17 protein-coding genes and 1 other RNA gene are annotated in these 17,662 nt (G+C 40.1%); 4 read left to right on the plus strand and 14 right to left on the minus strand.

Translation table 11 applies throughout. The features are described from left to right. Nucleotides 1–326 precede the first annotated feature (326 nt). The 5 genes from D4T97_RS12120 to D4T97_RS12140 form a co-directional block, all read right to left on the minus strand. A complete protein-coding gene (locus D4T97_RS12120; protein ID WP_126051017.1) occupies nucleotides 327–1,844 on the minus strand; it encodes a carboxypeptidase M32 in 1,518 nt (505 codons plus the stop codon). 136 nt (nucleotides 1,845–1,980) lie between these two features. Next, nucleotides 1,981–2,166, minus strand: a complete 186-nt coding sequence (locus tag D4T97_RS12125) for a hypothetical protein (RefSeq protein ID WP_126051018.1) — start codon at nucleotides 2,164–2,166, stop codon at nucleotides 1,981–1,983. 148 nt (nucleotides 2,167–2,314) lie between these two features. Continuing rightward, nucleotides 2,315–2,708: RNase P RNA component class B (gene rnpB, locus D4T97_RS12130), an RNA gene on the minus strand. Between the two features lie 63 nt (nucleotides 2,709–2,771). Then, nucleotides 2,772–3,077 carry a cell division regulator GpsB gene (gene gpsB / locus D4T97_RS12135; RefSeq protein ID WP_126051019.1) on the minus strand — a complete coding sequence of 102 codons (306 nt, stop codon included), beginning with the start codon at nucleotides 3,075–3,077 and terminating at the stop codon, nucleotides 2,772–2,774. Between the two features lie 154 nt (nucleotides 3,078–3,231). Further along, a complete protein-coding gene (locus D4T97_RS12140; RefSeq protein WP_235872241.1) occupies nucleotides 3,232–3,597 on the minus strand; it encodes a CotD family spore coat protein in 366 nt (121 codons plus the stop codon). A 320-nt stretch (nucleotides 3,598–3,917) separates the two neighbouring features. Here D4T97_RS12140 and D4T97_RS12145 point away from each other — a divergent pair, with 320 nt between their 5' ends. Next, a complete protein-coding gene (locus D4T97_RS12145; protein WP_126051020.1) occupies nucleotides 3,918–4,388 on the plus strand; it encodes an Hsp20/alpha crystallin family protein in 471 nt (156 codons plus the stop codon). A 317-nt stretch (nucleotides 4,389–4,705) separates the two neighbouring features. On the opposite strand, the gene D4T97_RS12150 is transcribed toward D4T97_RS12145, so the two are convergent. Beyond that, nucleotides 4,706–5,155: a YppG family protein gene (locus tag D4T97_RS12150; protein WP_126051021.1), complete on the minus strand. Its 450-nt coding sequence runs from the start codon at nucleotides 5,153–5,155 to the stop codon at nucleotides 4,706–4,708. A 190-nt stretch (nucleotides 5,156–5,345) separates the two neighbouring features. Between D4T97_RS12150 and yppF the strand changes: the two genes are divergently transcribed. Further along, nucleotides 5,346–5,549 (plus strand): YppF family protein, encoded by a 204-nt coding sequence (yppF, locus tag D4T97_RS12155; protein ID WP_126051022.1) that lies wholly within the window; start codon nucleotides 5,346–5,348, stop codon nucleotides 5,547–5,549. 382 nt (nucleotides 5,550–5,931) lie between these two features. On the opposite strand, the gene D4T97_RS12160 is transcribed toward yppF, so the two are convergent. The 3 genes from D4T97_RS12160 to D4T97_RS12170 form a co-directional block, all read right to left on the minus strand. Beyond that, a complete protein-coding gene (locus D4T97_RS12160; protein WP_126051023.1) occupies nucleotides 5,932–6,309 on the minus strand; it encodes a YppE family protein in 378 nt (125 codons plus the stop codon). A 121-nt stretch (nucleotides 6,310–6,430) separates the two neighbouring features. Beyond that, nucleotides 6,431–6,637 carry a hypothetical protein gene (locus D4T97_RS12165; RefSeq protein WP_126051024.1) on the minus strand — a complete coding sequence of 69 codons (207 nt, stop codon included), beginning with the start codon at nucleotides 6,635–6,637 and terminating at the stop codon, nucleotides 6,431–6,433. 137 nt (nucleotides 6,638–6,774) lie between these two features. Beyond that, nucleotides 6,775–7,773: a DUF2515 family protein gene (locus tag D4T97_RS12170; RefSeq protein ID WP_126051025.1), complete on the minus strand. Its 999-nt coding sequence runs from the start codon at nucleotides 7,771–7,773 to the stop codon at nucleotides 6,775–6,777. 98 nt (nucleotides 7,774–7,871) lie between these two features. On the opposite strand from D4T97_RS12170, the gene recU reads away from it, so the two are divergent. Then, a complete protein-coding gene (gene recU / locus D4T97_RS12175) occupies nucleotides 7,872–8,483 on the plus strand; it encodes a Holliday junction resolvase RecU (RefSeq protein ID WP_126051026.1) in 612 nt (203 codons plus the stop codon). Nucleotides 8,484–8,524: 41 nt separating this feature from the next. Next, a complete protein-coding gene (locus D4T97_RS12180) occupies nucleotides 8,525–11,164 on the plus strand; it encodes a penicillin-binding protein 1A (protein WP_126051027.1) in 2,640 nt (879 codons plus the stop codon). Nucleotides 11,165–11,266: 102 nt separating this feature from the next. Here D4T97_RS12180 and nth read toward each other — a convergent pair whose 3' ends face one another. The 5 genes from nth to dinG all read right to left on the minus strand — a co-directional run bounded on the left by nth (nucleotide 11,267) and on the right by dinG (nucleotide 17,643). Further along, nucleotides 11,267–11,941, minus strand: a complete 675-nt coding sequence (gene nth / locus D4T97_RS12185; protein ID WP_126051028.1) for an endonuclease III — start codon at nucleotides 11,939–11,941, stop codon at nucleotides 11,267–11,269. Nucleotides 11,942–12,162: 221 nt separating this feature from the next. Then, the gene (locus tag D4T97_RS12190; RefSeq protein WP_126051303.1) at nucleotides 12,163–12,864 is read right to left on the minus strand and encodes a DnaD domain-containing protein; all 702 of its coding nucleotides are present in this window, start codon (nucleotides 12,862–12,864) and stop codon (nucleotides 12,163–12,165) included. A 90-nt stretch (nucleotides 12,865–12,954) separates the two neighbouring features. Next, a complete protein-coding gene (locus tag D4T97_RS12195; protein ID WP_328588769.1) occupies nucleotides 12,955–14,142 on the minus strand; it encodes a pyridoxal phosphate-dependent aminotransferase in 1,188 nt (395 codons plus the stop codon). 18 nt (nucleotides 14,143–14,160) lie between these two features. Then, nucleotides 14,161–14,637, minus strand: a complete 477-nt coding sequence (locus D4T97_RS12200; RefSeq protein ID WP_126051029.1) for a cell wall elongation regulator TseB-like domain-containing protein — start codon at nucleotides 14,635–14,637, stop codon at nucleotides 14,161–14,163. A gap of 201 nt (nucleotides 14,638–14,838) precedes the next feature. Continuing rightward, the gene (gene dinG / locus D4T97_RS12205) at nucleotides 14,839–17,643 is read right to left on the minus strand and encodes an ATP-dependent DNA helicase DinG (RefSeq protein ID WP_126051030.1); all 2,805 of its coding nucleotides are present in this window, start codon (nucleotides 17,641–17,643) and stop codon (nucleotides 14,839–14,841) included. Nucleotides 17,644–17,662 lie beyond the last annotated feature (19 nt).

Consider the following 17,662-nt stretch of genomic DNA (forward strand, 5'->3'; position numbering starts at 1 on the left):
TCATGTGTAACTTCCTTGAGTTGTTTCGCGCAGCTATGCGACGAGCTTAACAGACTTCTTCGAATAAGCTGCGTGCGACTTTGCTATAATGTTCGCTATACTTCCTCGAGTAGGCCGCTAGAGGCGCGAAGGTTGCTAGTGGATAGGCGCTGGACGCTTTAAAACGCCACATCCTTAGCGCCAGAGCTGGACATAGCATTTTTCGATTAACGAGTTATCTTCAAGTATAGAATTTTAAAGTTTCCTAAACGATAGATAAGGATGGCCAAAAGCCATCCTTTTTACTATTTTAAAAAAGTAATATAAACAGCCGCCAATCCCTATTTCTATATTTCACTATTAAGATTATAAAGGGATGAGTATTTTTTAACAAGGTAATCGGTTAAGTATTTAGCGGATAACCCTTCCCCTGTAGCTTCCTTAATCAACTCAAGCGGTTTTTTCGTTTTTCCAAAATGATGGATATGCTTGGTGAGCCATTCCTTTATGGGCTTAAGATTTCCAGTCTTTAACAGCCTATCATAGTCCGTTATATCCTTAATCATCGCGTTTTTAATCTGCGCGGCATACATATAGCCAAGTGCATAAGAAGGAAAATATCCGAAATTACCGGCCGCCCAATGGACATCCTGCAATACACCTTCAGCATCGTTTCTTGGACGGATTCCCAAATACTGTTCATATTTGTCATTCCATATTTTCGGCAACTCTTCAACACTGATTTCGTTATTGAATAAACCTTTTTCAATTTCGTACCTAATGATAATATGCAGAGAATATGTAAGGTTATCGGATTCAATACGAATCAAAGAAGATTCTGCTTTATTGATCGCACGGTAAAATTCGTCTAGCGAGACATGGTCGAATTGACTGCCTGCGTACTCTTTCAAAACGTCAAAATTATATTCCCAAAAGGATCTGTCCCTCGCCAAAATGTTTTCATAAAATAATGATTGAGATTCGTGAATCCCCATTGATGTTCCATTACATAAAGGCGTTCCAATCAACTGGCTCGAAATGTTTTGTTCATACAATGCGTGACCGCCTTCATGAATGGTTCCAAATACTGCCATTCTCCAATCATCATCATAATATCTTGTTGTGATACGTACATCTCCAGGATTAAGGCCGGTTGCAAATGGATGAACGGTTTCATCCAGGCGTCCTGCATCAAAATCATAACCCATCTGTTCCAAAACCTTCAGGCTAAAGTCTTTTTGTTTTGCCTTGGGAAATGGTTGATATAGGAATTCGGTTTCAGGATGGCTGCCATAATCCGAAATTTTACTGATCAAGGGGATGATGGCTTCTTTTAATATTTCAAATTCCTTATCTATCGTCTCTACTGTGACTTCGGGTTCGTACAAATCTAGCAAAGTATTATACTTATTTCCCTTGTATCCCCAATACTCAATAAACTTTTTATTAAAATCAACCAGCCTTTGCAAGTACGGCTTGAACATACCAAAATCAGATTTTTCCCGGGCCTCTTCCCATATATTTTCCGCATGAGCTTGCAAGATCACATATTCTTTATATTCTTTCGGCGGAATTTTTTTATTCCGATCATATATCTTTTTACATTCTGCCAAGGTACTTTGCGTTATTTCCGCCAGTTCACCTTTATTTACGGATAAGTTTGCAATAAATGCTGCCATCTCTTCCGAGGTCGACATTTGAAAATATTCATTGGATAAGACACCTATCACTTCGGATCGCTGTTTTACCCCTTTTTTCGGTGCGCCAGTCCGCATATCCCAATAGATAAGCTGAAGTGCCTCGTTAAACGCCTCCATCTTATTAACATACTCCATAAAAGCTGTTTCCGTATCATTCAATTGCATGTAAGCGCCTCCTTATGTACGAATACATTAATCTTATACTACCCCGATTCACTATTCCAGAAAAATATTGAGCAAATTAACAAAAGCAAGAGTGCTTCAATATTAGAAAACGCAAGTGTATCATCTACACTTGCGTTCATTTCTGGGCAATATTCCTTTTATCCGATAAAACATGGTGAATGGCTTTATTTAGGCTTTGTTCTGCCTCCTGCAGACGTCTTTGGGCATTTTCGGGTATTTGTTCTTTACTGAGAATTTTATTGGAAGAATAGAGTGCATCTGATATTCTTTTGAAGTCTTTCATCAAATGAGGCATAATCATTAATCACATCCTTTTTGAAAATTTATAGCTAAAGTATATTCTAAAAAACTGAATAATATTCCAAGTTGGAAGGGCTTTCATTAAAAAGAAAAATCAATGCCTTCCCATGAGGAAGGCATTTTCTCGTTAATTTCACCTATAAATAACATTCTGTAAGCCATGTTCTGTACCTTTGTACTGCGAACGATCATAGGACGATCTCGTACTCGGGCGGTAATCATCTATCTGCAGGCACTCAGGCCTGCCTCTCGCCTCGTTCATTTCCGCGGAAAGAGTGCCTCTACCATAATTTGAGTTTCTCGCTCACGGGGTTTACCTCGTTCCACCTTTGCCGTTTCCGGCAAAGCTCCGTCACTGTGGCACTTTCAAGGTATTCGCATCATATCTTCAGAAGACTTAGATGCTTTCCCTGCCGTCAGCCGATATGCCGGCTGCCCTGGCTTATTGTTTCACCAGGCGTGATCACTACGGGCATCTCAGCACCGTGCGAGCATGGACTTTCCTCTGCCGCTTGCAAAAGCGCGCAGCGATTACCCAAATGTTATCTACTGAATGATTATTATAATATGCAATAGCTTCAATTTCAAGTAGCAATATTAGGAAGTTTATACATTTTCATCAAGCTTACTTCCAAATACATGCTTTTCCAAATTTGAAAGCCGCTTTAAAATATCAAAGTTAGTCGTTCCAGCAGGCTGAACATGCTGGCGGCGTGAACTATCTTCTAATTGTTTTTTCAACCTCATATTTTCCTGTTGCATTTCATCAATAATTGAGTGCATGGATTCGTAATCCTTTATAATCAAATCCAAAAATTTATCTACCTCTTCTTGCTTATAACCACGAAAACCTGGTTTAAATTCTTTTTCCAAAATTTCTTTTGCAGTTAATTTCATTTTCTCAGCCAACATTCGAGACCACCTCAAATTCAAACGACATTAATATCATTCTTTCAAAATATTGGTTATTTGTCAATTTTACCCCTGAAATATTTAACCTGATTTATCGGCCCAAGTATGTATTGGAAACAAGGATGATCCATTTCATTCATCCTTGTTTCACTTTTTAATAAGGGAACATCGGTCCTCCCATTGGTCCCATTGGGCCAATACCTGGTCCTCCCATTGGTCCCATTGGGCCCATTGGACCCATTGGACCACCCGGTCCAGGTACTGGGCCAAATCCGGGACCTGGGCCAGGAGCAAATGATTGCGTATTCGTCACTTCATTCACCGTTGATTCAGTATGTGGGAAATAATGCTGATGATTATAGTTTATATGGTTGACATTAGTTGTATGTGTTGGATGGATTTCAGGTACGATGTTGTTATAAAACTTATGGTTCACACAGCATTTAGTTGGATGAACAACAGCAGGGAGCACTTGTGTTCCGCAATCTATGCAACTCCCGCATCCGCAATTTGCCATCATAATGTCGTTACCCCTTTCTCACCTATATTCTTTACACTTACAACCTATGTAAAATAACCATACATGTACTGATTCAAATACCTATTTTGTGTACGTTTATACTAAAAAACATTCATACAACAAACGACACCTACGAACAAATTGCGCTAATTAACGCTTTTTCAAGTCGAATGTTGCGCTTGCCCGGGAAATTATTTCAGATTATTTTTTCTTCAGTGAATCACTTTCAACATAATTGCGCTTGAACATATTATCAAACGAACTTTTTAATTTAGTCATTCATACTATACCATAAATTAACCATAGGAGGGAGTCCCGCAGTGACAGAAAAATTTTCTAAGGACGACTCAAGTAAAAAGAGTCCCGAACCCATAAACCACCTGATGAAGGCGATGAACGATTTTTTCGAGCATCGACCAGTGAAAGGATTTTTTGAAAGCCTTGACGAATTGTTCGTCTCTTCTCCTTTTTCCGCCAGCTTCCCAGTAGAATTAAAAGAAACTGATTCCAAATACGTTATTAAAGCAAAACTGCCTGGTATTAAAAAGGAACAAATAGAAATTGATGTATTGCAACAGTTCGTCACAATCTCTGTTATGCATCGTGAAACCATAACAACAGAAAATGAAAAACAGGAAATGATTCAGCATAAAGATTCGATGAGAAGAACATCAAGAACGGTTCCGCTCACAAAAGCCATTGATACAAAGAATGTGAAAGCATCGTATGAAAACGGATTATTAACGATTGCTATCAACAAACTAAAGGGGAAGAGAATTGATATCACTTAAGAAAAGCGGAAGCGACTTGTGACCTCGAGGGCCTAGGCGCTGAAGGCAGGCTCAGTTCGGCGACGTCCTCGAAAAAGTTATCGCTTTTTCTTCGTGCGATGTAACGGTGTGGATGCTCTCCTTGCCCTGTCGCTTCGCCTGCACTAACACATCCTGAGCGTCACTGGACAAAGAAAAGCATCTTTCAAATCACTATAATTACTCATAAGTAAGCGCAAGGCCTTCCCATTCCAATATACTAACAAGGTTTGCTAAAAGTAAAAAAAACGGTTGAAGAACAAAAAAGGAATCGGTCCAATACGGCCGTTCCTTTTTTATTACGCTTTGAAGAGGCCTCCTATTCCCTTCGCCATGTTGGAAACCTGGGTTAAAGCATTCATCATTTGCCCTGCGGTATCCATCATTTTATTTAAATCGAGGGTACCGCTTTGAGATTTGAATGAATTCAGAAAAGAATTAAAATGCCCCGATTGCGGTTTTGGCAATTGCCCCGGCATCTGATAAGGATGGGTATAGCCCCCCGGAGTGTAAGGTGTCTGCAAATGATCTTCCTCGATCTGCAACGGATTATGAAATAACTGATTTGGCATATTATTTCCACCGTATTGTTGACCCAGATATTGTTGTGCATGCATATGACCCATTTGCATTTGCATCGGAGCTTGATAGTACCCATTAGGCGGGTACATTCCAATACTGGAATGATAAGGAGCTTGCATATTGGGATAAGGAGGTAAAAAACCGGCATTCCTTTGGATGTATTGCATATTATCCCCCTCTTCACAGGTACTTACATATAAAATATGACTATTGCGGAAAATGGTGATACACCAACCATTGGAAACGCATACAAATATTGTCGATTTTTCACTCGCTTTGTCGGAAGTCTCATTTTTCTATTAAAATGGAAATTTAAATATCTATGGTACTATGAAAAAAAACTTGGGAGGAATGTTCATGACAATTCACGAGTTGAAGGAGAAGTTTTTGCAGAAAAGGTCATATTCTATTGAAGATGCATGCCAATTGCTAGACTTTGCTAAACAGACTTATATTAACAACGAAATTTCACTTAAGGAATTCCGTAACGTCATTCGTGAATTGGAAGCTCTTGGAGCGCATAACACTGATGTTTCTTATGAAAGCGCTGTAAAAGGATAAGTAAAACAATTGCTTAATCTGCGTGTGTAAACAAGACATTGCCGTGGAGGAAGTTCGTAAGCAATCAAGGGTGCGTTTCAAATCTTAGGATTTTGTGCGCCATCCACATCTTTGGCTTTGGCAGGCGCAGGACATGACACCAGCCGCTTCACTTGCATTGATATTTCCTGTACGTAGGTGTACTAGCACGAGGGCGTCACAGCACAAAGCGCTACTTCTTTATGACTGCAAATGCTAAAATGGGCCGTGCGTGCGTAATTATGCTTCCGGATGTTTCCTTGGCCTGCAGCATCCAAGGACTATCCGGCCGTCAAAGCAGGACCTGCAAAATTTGATAACGATAAAACATTCATTGCATTCAACAAAAAACGATCCCCTGGCATTATTTCCCAGGGGATTTGTTTTCTTTTAATGCTTCAAGTATCCGTTCAAGCACATATTCAATCGACTGAATGTGGCTTTTGAATCTCTTCAAGCTTGTATCAGGAAAAAACGCTCGGATAGCGACCATCTGCAAGTTTTCCGTTGTATTTTTTATTTGCAAGGGATACAGATTTTTAGGCTTGGTGACGGAAAGCCAATCTATTGCTTCCGGTTCCCACTCTTCACTCAAGGTTTTCACTTTATCTGCGAAAGGCTTCACCTCAGAATAAAAATCCCCCTGCTCCCCTGTTTTTCTGCATTGAAGAAAGATTGCAGCTGCACTTCGGTTATACTCAAGCAGCTGGCTTGTCATTTCTTTCAAATGTGTGTAGTTCATCCCTTCAGCTCCTATGATAAAAACAGCTGAATTATTATCTGCTGCGTGATTGCAATATCATCTTATCCTCTGAAGGTCAGTAATTCAAGCTTTTCTAATTTTTAATGGTAACAAGCATGACTTAGGATACATTGTATTGCCTTATTCTTTCCCTTGCATTTTTCAACTCCAACTGCGCAAGCTTTCTATCAATATCGGTTCTTTCCTGATTCATCGTCGTCGCTTCATTCGTCTCTTCGTTCTTGATTCTTTCTGCTATTTGTTTTTCCAACAATTCCAGTTGCTCCTTGATCTCTGCCAGCTTGCCGAGACAATCATTCATTTTCATCCGATATCTCCTCCGTCTGACTTGTTTGATTACCTATTCTCCTTTCAATTTGAACATCCTGCCCCACTGACAAAACTAGAAGCAAATCGGCAAACAAAGTCTTTAATCTATCTATGCTGCACACCCATTCGACATCGTTAACGCCGTTTGGTAATCAATTGCTTTACATGATAGTAACGCTGAAGCTGCTCTTGCTTTTTATAATACCAGCTTGTCAACGCAACAGATTTTTTCATCCGAGGATCCTCCGCCCAATCTGGTTGAAGGGAATATTTTAAAGACCAGTCCTCTATTTTCCTTGAATGATGCTCTATGACCGGCAATACTGCCCTGATAAAAGGCGTACTCCGCTTATTTCCCGAATAAGTATAGCGTTCATAATCATAACGTGAACCGGTCGGTTCTATTTTAAGTGCAAAATTATAAAAATGCGGATAAAGATCGACATCAAATAAAATGGAGGAAAGGCGTTTTCCTAACTCAATTCTTTTCCATACTTTTTTAAACTTTACAACGCTCTCTCCATATAACTCACCTTGAATTGTTGGAAAAACAACAAAGTTAAAATGAAGAAGCTCATGAAGTGCGAAGAATGCTGAATGAAAAATCTTCTCTTTATAAAATGGATGTAATATGACCGGTTTGTGAATCATGTGCTGTTCATTAACAATTAGCGCGTACATCAGGCGCTTTCTATCACCATTTTTCCAAAATTCCCTCCATTCTTTTTGCATGAACCCCGAAACAAAAAAATGATCAAGCAAGTGGAATAAAGGACGTTTTAATTTTTTTGACCATTTATATATCAACAATTGTGGAATAGCATCTTTAAAGATAATCCAATTCGCCCTTTCCAATGTCAAAAAAAGACGTTTTCTTGTCTTTGCATCAAGGATTTTCGGGATTGTTTCACCATAAAGATCTCCCATATTCCAACCAGTATTACGGGACACCATTGAAGCTAAAAACGACCATGCTATTTCCGGATTTGCCAAAAAAAACTTCTGATAATATTTTGTCCTTGAAATGTTATCTTTATTGCCGTGAAACACTTCCTGTCTAACCCAATCTATAATAAAATGTTCATTGAATTGGATACTTTGCTTTTGGTAGAAAAGCTTTTTGTGGGACTCCATCTGTTTTACTCCCAGTCATTTTCTCTTTAATATGTACTAAAGTTCCCTAATATTATTCATAGCCTATGTTATAATTTAGTTTTATAAGGGGGATGAATATGGAATTTCATTATCCTACAGGCCGCAAATATGTTGCACCGTCCGACAGCGGGAAAAGAGTTCATGCGCCTAAAAAAGAGACTATTTATAGTAACAGGGGAATGACACTGGAGGAAGACTTGAATGAAACAAACCAGTACTATTTAGCCAATGGCTTGGCTGTCATCCACAAAAAGCCAACGCCGGTACAGATTGTACATGTCGATTATAAAAAAAGGAGCACAGCTGTCATTAAGGAGGCGTACTTCCGCCAAGCATCAACAACGGATTATAACGGGATTTGTAATAGCAAGTATATTGATTTTGAGGCAAAAGAGACGAAAAGCCCTACATCATTTCCATTAAAAAATATCCACGAACACCAAATAGAACATATGCAAAATATAATTAAACAAAATGGGATTGCTTTTGTTATCATCCGTTTTTCATTAACTGAAGAAATCTTTTTGCTTGAGGGCAAGCGTTTATTCGAATTCTGGGACCGCATGAAGAACGGTGGCAGAAAATCAATTACAAAAAAAGAGTTGATGATTCATGGACATCCCATCGAGCTTGGCTGGGCGCCAAGGATTGATTATTTAAAAGTCATACGTCAACTTTATGGATTTTGATGGGGAATGAGAAACCGCGGAACTGAAAGTGAGGATTTTTTATGGCAGAGAAATATCAATCTCGAACAGAACGGCGTAAGCAAGGAGCCGATAAAAAAAGAATTAAGGGAAAAAAGAAAGGGAATCTATTCAAAAGAATCATAATGCTTGTTTTGATTCTTGGACTGGCAGGTTTGGCTACCGGTGCCGGCACTTTCGCCTGGTATGTAAAAGGTGTGCCAAAGCTGGATAAACAACTTTTGGTTGACCCTGTTGCATCAGAATTATTGGATATTAACGGTGACGTATTCACAACTTTGGGAACAGAGCGGCGTGATTATGTTGAGATTGACGATATACCCCAGCAAGTGAAAGATGCTGTTTTAGCTACAGAGGATGTACGCTTTTACAAGCATCACGGAATTGATGTAAAAAGGTTGGTTGGAGCCGTTTTTGCCAACTTCTCCAGAGGTTTTGGATCCGAAGGGGCATCTACTTTGACACAGCAAGTGGTTAAACGCTCTTTCCTTTCCGATGAAAAAACATTAAAAAGAAAAGCCCAGGAAGCTTGGCTCTCCATTCAGCTAGAGAACAATTACACGAAAGACCAAATTTTTGAAATGTACGTGAATAAAATTTATTATTCCAACGGTATACACGGCATAGAAACAGCATCCAAGTTTTATTTCGATAAAACATTAGACGAATTAGAGCTGCAGGAAGCGGCATTCCTAGCTGGTCTTCCGCAAAGCCCAAACAACTATAACCCATATGAACATCTGGACAAGGCAGACAAAAGGAAAAACATCGTCTTATCTTTGATGTATCAGCATGGAAAAATCAGTAAGGAACAAATGGATAAAGCAAAGGAGATTTCAGTTGCTGAAACCCTCGTTCCGAAAGACGAAAACCAAAAAGCTTCCTATAAGTATGACTCCTTTGTAGATCAAGTCATTAAAGAAGTTGAACAGATGGGAGATTATAACGTTTTCGCTGACGGATTAAAGATTTATACAACTCTTGATCCGGATGCACAGGAATATACAGAAAAGATGCTCTTTACAGATGAGGTAGTCCAATATCCTGACGATAAATTTCAGGCCGGGATCGTGTTGATGGATACAAAATCAGGCGAAGTCAGAGCAATTGGAGGAAGCAGAAACCAGGATGTAAAGCGTGGACGCAATTTTGCCACACAGCTGAAAGATAAAACTCCAGGTTCAACTGCAAAACCAATCTATGATTATGGTCCAGCTATCGAGTATCTGAATTGGTCAACATACGAGCAGATAAAAGACGAGCCATACACATACCAAGGAGGTACCCCGATCAACAACTTTGACAGATCCCATTTGGGTCAAATGTCCATTAGGGAGGCCCTATATAGGTCTAGAAATATCCCAGCTTTAAAAGCATTCCATGAAGTAGGCCAAGAAAATGTCAAGCAGTTCGCAGAGAAGCTGGGACTTGATGATCCTAAACTGGTGGAGTCTGACGCAATCGGAGGTGGAGAACAGCATCCTTCACCTATGGACCTTGCAGGCGCCTATGCAGCCTTTGGAAATAACGGCATGTACAATAAGCCTCATACCGTGAAAAAAATAGTGTTGATGGACGGTGAAACGGAGGTTAAAAACAAAGTTGAACCGGAAGTTGCCATGAAAGATTCAACAGCCTACATGGTCACCGATATGCTGAAAGACGTTCTGTCAGGCAAAGCAGGAGCTACTGGAGGAGCTGCCGCTATCCCGGGACTGCCAGTAGCAGGTAAAACAGGTACTACAAATTACACTCAAGAAGAAATGATTAAATACAATATACCTGCCGGAAGCTCACCTGACTCTTGGTTTGCCGGTTATACAACAAACTATACGATTGCAGTTTGGACCGGATACGAGGAAAGGAAGAATCCAATATTACCAAATGATTTGAAAATCGCTCAGCATCTATTTAGGAATCTGATGGTACACGCTTCAGCAAATGTCCAAACACCGGATTTCACAATGCCTAGTAGCGTCGTTAGAGCGGCTGTTGAAAAAGGATCTAACCCAGCCAAGAAGCCAAGCAAATATACACCGGAAAGCAATATCGTTTATGAACTGTTTGTTAAAGGAACTGAGCCAACGGAAGTGTCACAGGCGTTTGATAAACTGGATGCGCCTAATGTAACTGGTGAATACAAAGAAGATGGAAATCAAGTTGTCTTTTCCTGGAGTCATTCAGACACAAAGGAACAAGATTTGAAGTTTGAAGTGAAGGTTGATCTTGGTGGAGGCAAACAGAAAGACTTAGGAACAACTTCTGATACAGAGTTTGTCATTAACGATGTTGAACCTGGTGAAACATATGGGATTCAAGTCGTGGCCGTCGCAGATTCACAACGAAGTGAACCTGGTTCCGTCACCGTCACAGTCCCTCAACAAGACGAGGACGAAGATGAGGCGGAAGAAGAAGAAATCCAGGATGAAGATCAAGACAATGCTGACAATAGCGATCAGAATACAGAAGACAAACAAGAGCAAAAAGACAAAGAGAAAGACAAAGATAAACAAAAAGATGATAAGCCAAAGGATGACAATGGCCAACAGCCTGGTGATGATAGCAGCGGAAATCCTGGAGCCGGAGAAAAGGACGATAATAAAGATAACCCGGCGGATATCCCTGTTGATGACAGCCCTGAAGGAAGACAGGAAGACAACTAACAAGAAAAGCGGAAGCGCTCGTTTAGCGACGTAAAAACTGGAGTGCCTCCGACGACAGTGTTATGATTGTTATAAGCAACAAAAAATGGATGACCTTGATGGTCATCCATTTTTTTGCATTACTCTCTTATCCTTTTGTCTCATTCTCTTTTTCCCTTCCCTGCATAAATCAAGCAATGGACAAATTTCACATTGGGGATTTTGGGCTTTACAGTGGTATCTTCCAAAAAAGATTATCCTATGGTGGCTGACAGACCACAGTTCTTCTGGAATTTTTCGCATCAGCGCTTTTTCGACTTCTAAAACACTGTCTTTCCAACGGCAAAAAGCTAACCTTTTACTGACCCTTTCAACATGCGTATCCACTGCGATAGCAGGAACTCCAAAAGCAACGGAAACAACAACGTTTGCAGTTTTTCGTCCAACACCGGGAAGCTTGACAAGCTCATCACGATCCGACGGCACTTCCCCTCCATAATTCTCCAATAGCAAGTAGCACAGTTTTTGTATGTTCTTTGCTTTATTCCGGAAAAGCCCAATTGACCGAATATCTTGCTGGAGCTCCTCAAGAGGCACTTTTAAATAGTCCTCCGGAGTTTTATACTTTTTAAAAAGCGATTCAGTCACTTTATTTACAAGTACATCAGTACACTGTGCTGATAATAATACCGCAATAACAAGTTCAAAGGGATTCGAATGAATCAATTCGCATTCAGCTTCTGGAAACATCTCCCCCATTGTATCAATGCAAAACCTGACTTCTTGTTTATTCAACATATTATTTCACCTCCAACTGGCAAAGGCGTGATAAATAGCCCAGCGCCTTGATCAGAGCGCAATCATGTAGTTCTCAGCCGCCAATGGAAAACCACCGATCCCATCACATCATGTGAAACCCGTTTTAATACTCTTTCTATAGCTTTAGGAAGAGCTGTACGAGACTTATCTGAAAAAGCAATGGTGCTAAATCTGGGCAAAGTAATACAAACATATAAAATTTATGGCTCCAGCCAATTATAAAAAGGGATCGTTTTTGATATCGACTCTGTCGAAGACTGGGACGGCTGCCTTATCTTTTGCCTGAATTGGATCCCCTGCATCCGGGCTTGTTCAAGCGTCCGCACCCCGTTCCTCTTCCAATTGAATAAAATGCGATCAATATACCTGAAGCTCAGCTTGCCCGACATAACCGCCTCTCTTAGGGCAGCTTTAATTATGATTGGATCCTGTCCATCATCATCAAGCCACATGGCAAGATTCTCACATTCCATTGGTGATAACGGTCTGCCGAACTCCTGTTCAAAAACAGTGTATAAATCACTTTCCTCATGCATTGTATTTTTTAGATCATCTTGCTTTTTCTCAAATTTCAACTCATCTGCAAGCCTTAGCCATAATGGGCTCAATGAATATTTTTCAAAGTGGATTTCGTCTTCCGATATTCCTTCTTCTATCGAAAGTAACTGCATTTGAACAAGCTTCCTTAACATACCTGAACATTCATCACTACCTACCGTCATTCTTTCAGCCAACTGTTCCGGTGTAGGAAATCCATTTCCAGATTCAATAAACGTACAGATATGCAGCAGCAAGGTCAAATCCTTTTCATCCAAGCCAATCTCCTTATACTTACGCAGCAAGAGATTTGGCACCTGAATCATGCCGGCTTCCATCCACGACACTATTAACTCTTTATCCATATTAAGCACCTCGTCTTTACTAGCGTGGAAACCGCTGTCCTCGATGGAAAAACCACGCACAAACCGCACGTGGCTTTATTTTTCAAATAATTATTGTCTTTTAGCCTCCACAAAAGAATGAATGCGTCTGATTGCTTCTTCAAGCAGTTCCAAAGAAGTTGCATAGGAAAGCCTTATATTCTCCGGAGAACCGAAACTTGAGCCCGGAACAACGGCGACAAGAGCCTCTTCAAGCAGTGCTGCCACAAAGCTGTCCACATCACTGAATCCAGAAATTTCTGCCGCTTCTTTAACATTCGGGTATAAATAGAATGCGCCTTGAGGTTTCAGACATTTCACTCCAGGAATGTTCGTCAATTTCTCATGAATAATATTCATTCTTTCTTCAAAAGCCTGTCTCATATTTTCAACAGGTTCCTGAGAGCCATTGTATGCTTCAATTGCTCCAAATTGGGATGTAGTTGTTGGATTTGAAGTCGAGTGGCTTGCGACATCTGTCATGGCTTTGATGATTTTTTCATTTCCCGCAGCATATCCAATTCTCCAGCCAGTCATGGAATGCGATTTAGACACACCATTGATTATAATAGTCAAATCTTTCAGTTCTGGTGACAACTGAGCAATTGATACATGCTTATTTCCAGCGTATAGAAGCTTTTCATAAATTTCATCGGAGATGATTAAAACGTTATGTAATTTACAAATTTCCCCAATCTCGGCCAGCTCTTCTTTGGAATAAATCATCCCTGTCGGATTGCTTGGTGAATTAATGATCACAGCTTTCGTTTTGGACGTGATAGCATCTTCAAGCTGTTTTCCGGTAATTTTAAAATGATTGGCTTCCTTCCCATCAATATATACCGGCTCACCTCCAGCCAATTTCACTTGCTCTGGATAGCTGACCCAGAAGGGAGTAGGAATGATCACTTCATCTCCGTCATTCAATATGACCTGGAAAAGTGTGTACAGTGCGTGCTTTGCACCGTTTGTTACAATAATTTCCGATGCAGCATAGTCAAGTTCCTGGTCTCTTTTAAACTTCCCGATAATGGCCTGCTTAAGCTCTGGCAAACCGCCTGCAGGCGTATATTTTGTTTGGCCTTCTTCCATGGAACGGTATGCCGCCTGGATAATATTTTCAGGTGTGTTAAAGTCCGGCTCGCCTGCTCCAAGCCCAATGACATCAAGCCCACTAGCTTTTAATTCTTTTGCCTTTGCCGTAATGGCCAATGTGGATGAAGGTGTAACTTTCGATACCCGATTTGATAATTCGATCATCGTAAATCCCTGCTTCCTCTATAAATTTTCTATTTTTCTCCACCATTTCCCTGTATCGAAATGGATATAATAATAATTTAAGTTGGAGTTTTCATCCAAATAAGACAATTCCCAGACCGGAAGGTTTTTTTCCATTCCAAGCCGGACACCAAGAATTTCTTTGGTTTTTTTTTCATTTAACAACTTATTGACTGCCGTTTTCTTGGACACACCTTCTGATAATTTTTTAACATGGACTTTCTCTTTTTTACTATCAGGGATCCATGCAACCGTTTCTGTACCTTTACTATCTTTTCCAATAACCACATAGTACGTTTGTGATCCGTTATATAAATAAAACTCGTCCACATTTTTAATGTCCGTTTCTGAGTATAATCTCGCTTCGGCATCAGCTCTCCCAGTTTTTACGGGTTCCATCGCTTTGCTATACACACATCCGCCAATTCCCGCCATAATGAAAATGCATGCCAGGAAAATCGCAAGCCATTTATACATGTACATCCCTCGTTACTGCTATTATCTTTGGTACCTTTAATATCAGTTCCTCAATACACATTTTTTGTTACTTATAACAAGCGGTTTTTTTGCCACACTATTAATAAATAACGCGGTATTTACTCATCATTATACCATGATGTAGCCGTCGTTTTTAAAAAATCTAGTCCACAATTGTGAACGTCGCTTCCACGCGACGTTTTACTTTTTCTTCAGCCAATCCTCAACCAAAGGAATAAGATACTCCAGGCTGCCTGTCTCCATCTTGACCGGCGGGATGGATCTTAGAAAAGCCTTACCATAAACGGAAGTGATAATTCTTTGATCAAAAACAAAAAAAACACCGCGGTCTGACTGTTTCCTGATTAAGCGACCAAAACCTTGTTTGAACTGTATAATGGCTTCGGGAAGTGAATAAGCTGAAAATGCGTTCTTCCCACTCGTTTCTACGGACTCGAGTTTAGCTGCTGTTACCGGTTCATCAATCGGAGAAAAAGGCAGCCTTACAACGACAAGGCATGATAAATCCTCCCCGGGTATATCGATTCCCTCCCAAAAACTGCTTGTGCCGAAAAGGATCGCCTTCTGAAATTGCTGAAAGCTTTTCACAAGCCTTCCCCTGCTCCCTGAAGATACGCCGTGGGCCAGCAAGACGTAGTCCGCGAGTTGATTACTCTCACTTAATAATTCATACGTTTTGCGGAGCATTTCATGTGATGTGAACAGTACAAGCATCCGGCCTTCCGCAGCCAACGCTGTGCCAATTAAATGACAGGCGATAGACTCGACATATTCGTCCATGGGAGTTACATTGATTTCCGGCAAATCTGTCGGTATAAAAATTTTTGCCATCTTTTCATATGGAAAAGGGGATGCAATTTTTTTTTCAATCCTATCAAATGAATCAATACCAATTTCCTTATTGAAAAATTTAAAGGTATTATTGACAGTCAGGGATGCAGACGTAAGAACAACACTTTTATTTTCTTTAAAAAACTTTTCTGATAAAAATTGGTTTACATTTAATGGCTGACAGTGAACACTCGTTCTGTTCGGCGTACACTTCTCATCGCTCTCGAGCCAAATCACATCTTGGCTTTCTTTTGGAAGCAGTAATTGCCTAACATGCTGTCCCAAATCCAGCCAATCCTCATAAAAACCGGTCATTTCTTCGAGAAAAGCAAGCTCTCCCGCTGAAAGAACAGGCGGATTTTTCTTTATGAGTGTCAGCCTTTCCTGTATTCCGCTCGAAATAAGCTTATGGAAATCCAGAAAGCGTTCGGCACACATCAATACTCGCTGCCATCCAGCAGTTGCCTTGGTATTGTCTGTTAACCGAAATTTAATTCTTCGACTTTTTGATTTATTTGTACGGTGAAACTTTACAAATTGTCCAAGTAATATAAATAAGTCATCTGTTTCGATATCCAGGTCAGCTATAGCCCTATCCATAAGGTAAGTTTGAAAAGCTGGGACAGAGGAACTTTTTGCCATACATCTGTCAAGTTTATAAAAGCGTTTCTTTTTTTCGCTCGTTCCCAATTTTCCCAGCATATATTTTACATTGTTATATTCGAGCTGTTGTCCAAGCTTCATCCTTACTGCTTTTTCCAAATGATGTGCCTCGTCAATAATGACATGACTGCACGGCGGAAGTACCTGGGAATTCAAATCTGCAACAAGCATTGCGTGATTTGTTATGATTAAATTTGCATTTTCAGCAAGGCGTTTAGAATACAAATAAAAATCATGGCAGGTCCATGGATCAATCTGTTTCTCAACAAAAAATCCATCATTGCAAATCCTCTTCCAATAAAGCTTTCCTCCGCTCGACAGGTTCAATTCATCCCTATCCCCAGTTTTCGTATACAGCAGCCAAATCAAAATTTTCATCTTGGTAATTGTTTCATCATAGGAAGAATCCAGTTCATAGAGCGTCTGTTCGAACTTAAGCATATTAATATAATGCTCCCTGCCTTTAAGCAAGGCAGTCTGAAAAGAAAACGGAAGGGCGTTTTCTAAAACTTCGATTTCTTTATCTAATAGCTGATGCTGTAATTGGATGGTGTATGTACTAATAATGACCTTTTCTTGCCGGGCAGCAGAAAAATAGACACTTGGCAGCAAGTATGCTAATGATTTTCCGATGCCTGTTCCCGCTTCGATTACAGAATGTATATCCGTGTCTAGTGATTCATATACAGTGTCCATCATTTCAAACTGGCCATTTCGGGCTTCAAAATCCCTGATGGAATTCTGTAAAAGGCTGATTTTTTCATTTTCATTTTTGGGGTAATTAACAACTTGCAGTGATACCTCTTGATCAGGTATCCGCTTTTTTTTCAAAATAATGCCTCGAAAAGATTCAAGGTCATCTTGAAGATGTTCCAGTTGGCCTGCTTTTTCCTTTTTAATGGACTCAAAAAAAGAAAACATGTTGTTGTTCAGGCTTTTTGATAATTTACATAATGTTTCCAGGGTCGTAGCCGGGAGACTTTTAGCTTTTTCCAGCAACATCAAAAGTAACTCTGCCGTAGCAAGAGCGTCACTGTCCGCCTGATGCGGATTAAGATGCTCCAACTCCATTTCATCCGAAAGCTCTTCCAATTTATAACTGTTTGCTTCCGGGAGCAGGATATTAGCCAATTCAACTGTGTCCAAAGTTTTTTCAATGGGGTTGTTGAAGCCTGCGCTTTTCAATTCTCCAGCAACAAAACTACGGTCGAATTTTACATTATGAGCAACAAAAATTGCCCCCTCCAATATTGAATGGAGATCGGCTGCAATCTCGTCAAAAGTTGGTGCATTGGTTACTTCTTCTTCGGTGATGCCTGTCAAATCTTTAATAAAAGCCGGGATGGGCATTTCGGGATTGACAAAAGAAGTATATTGCTCCATGATTTTGCTGTCTTTCACAACGACTGCAGAGATTTGTATAATTCTGGAGCCCCTGTTATATGAATTTCCAGTCGTCTCAACATCTACAACGACATATTTATTTGTCATCCGCTTCACACCTTTGATT

Origin of the sequence: Siminovitchia acidinfaciens, from assembly GCF_003605385.1 — a bacterium.
In the GTDB taxonomy this organism is placed as follows: Bacteria; Bacillota; Bacilli; order Bacillales; family Bacillaceae_C; genus Siminovitchia; species Siminovitchia acidinfaciens.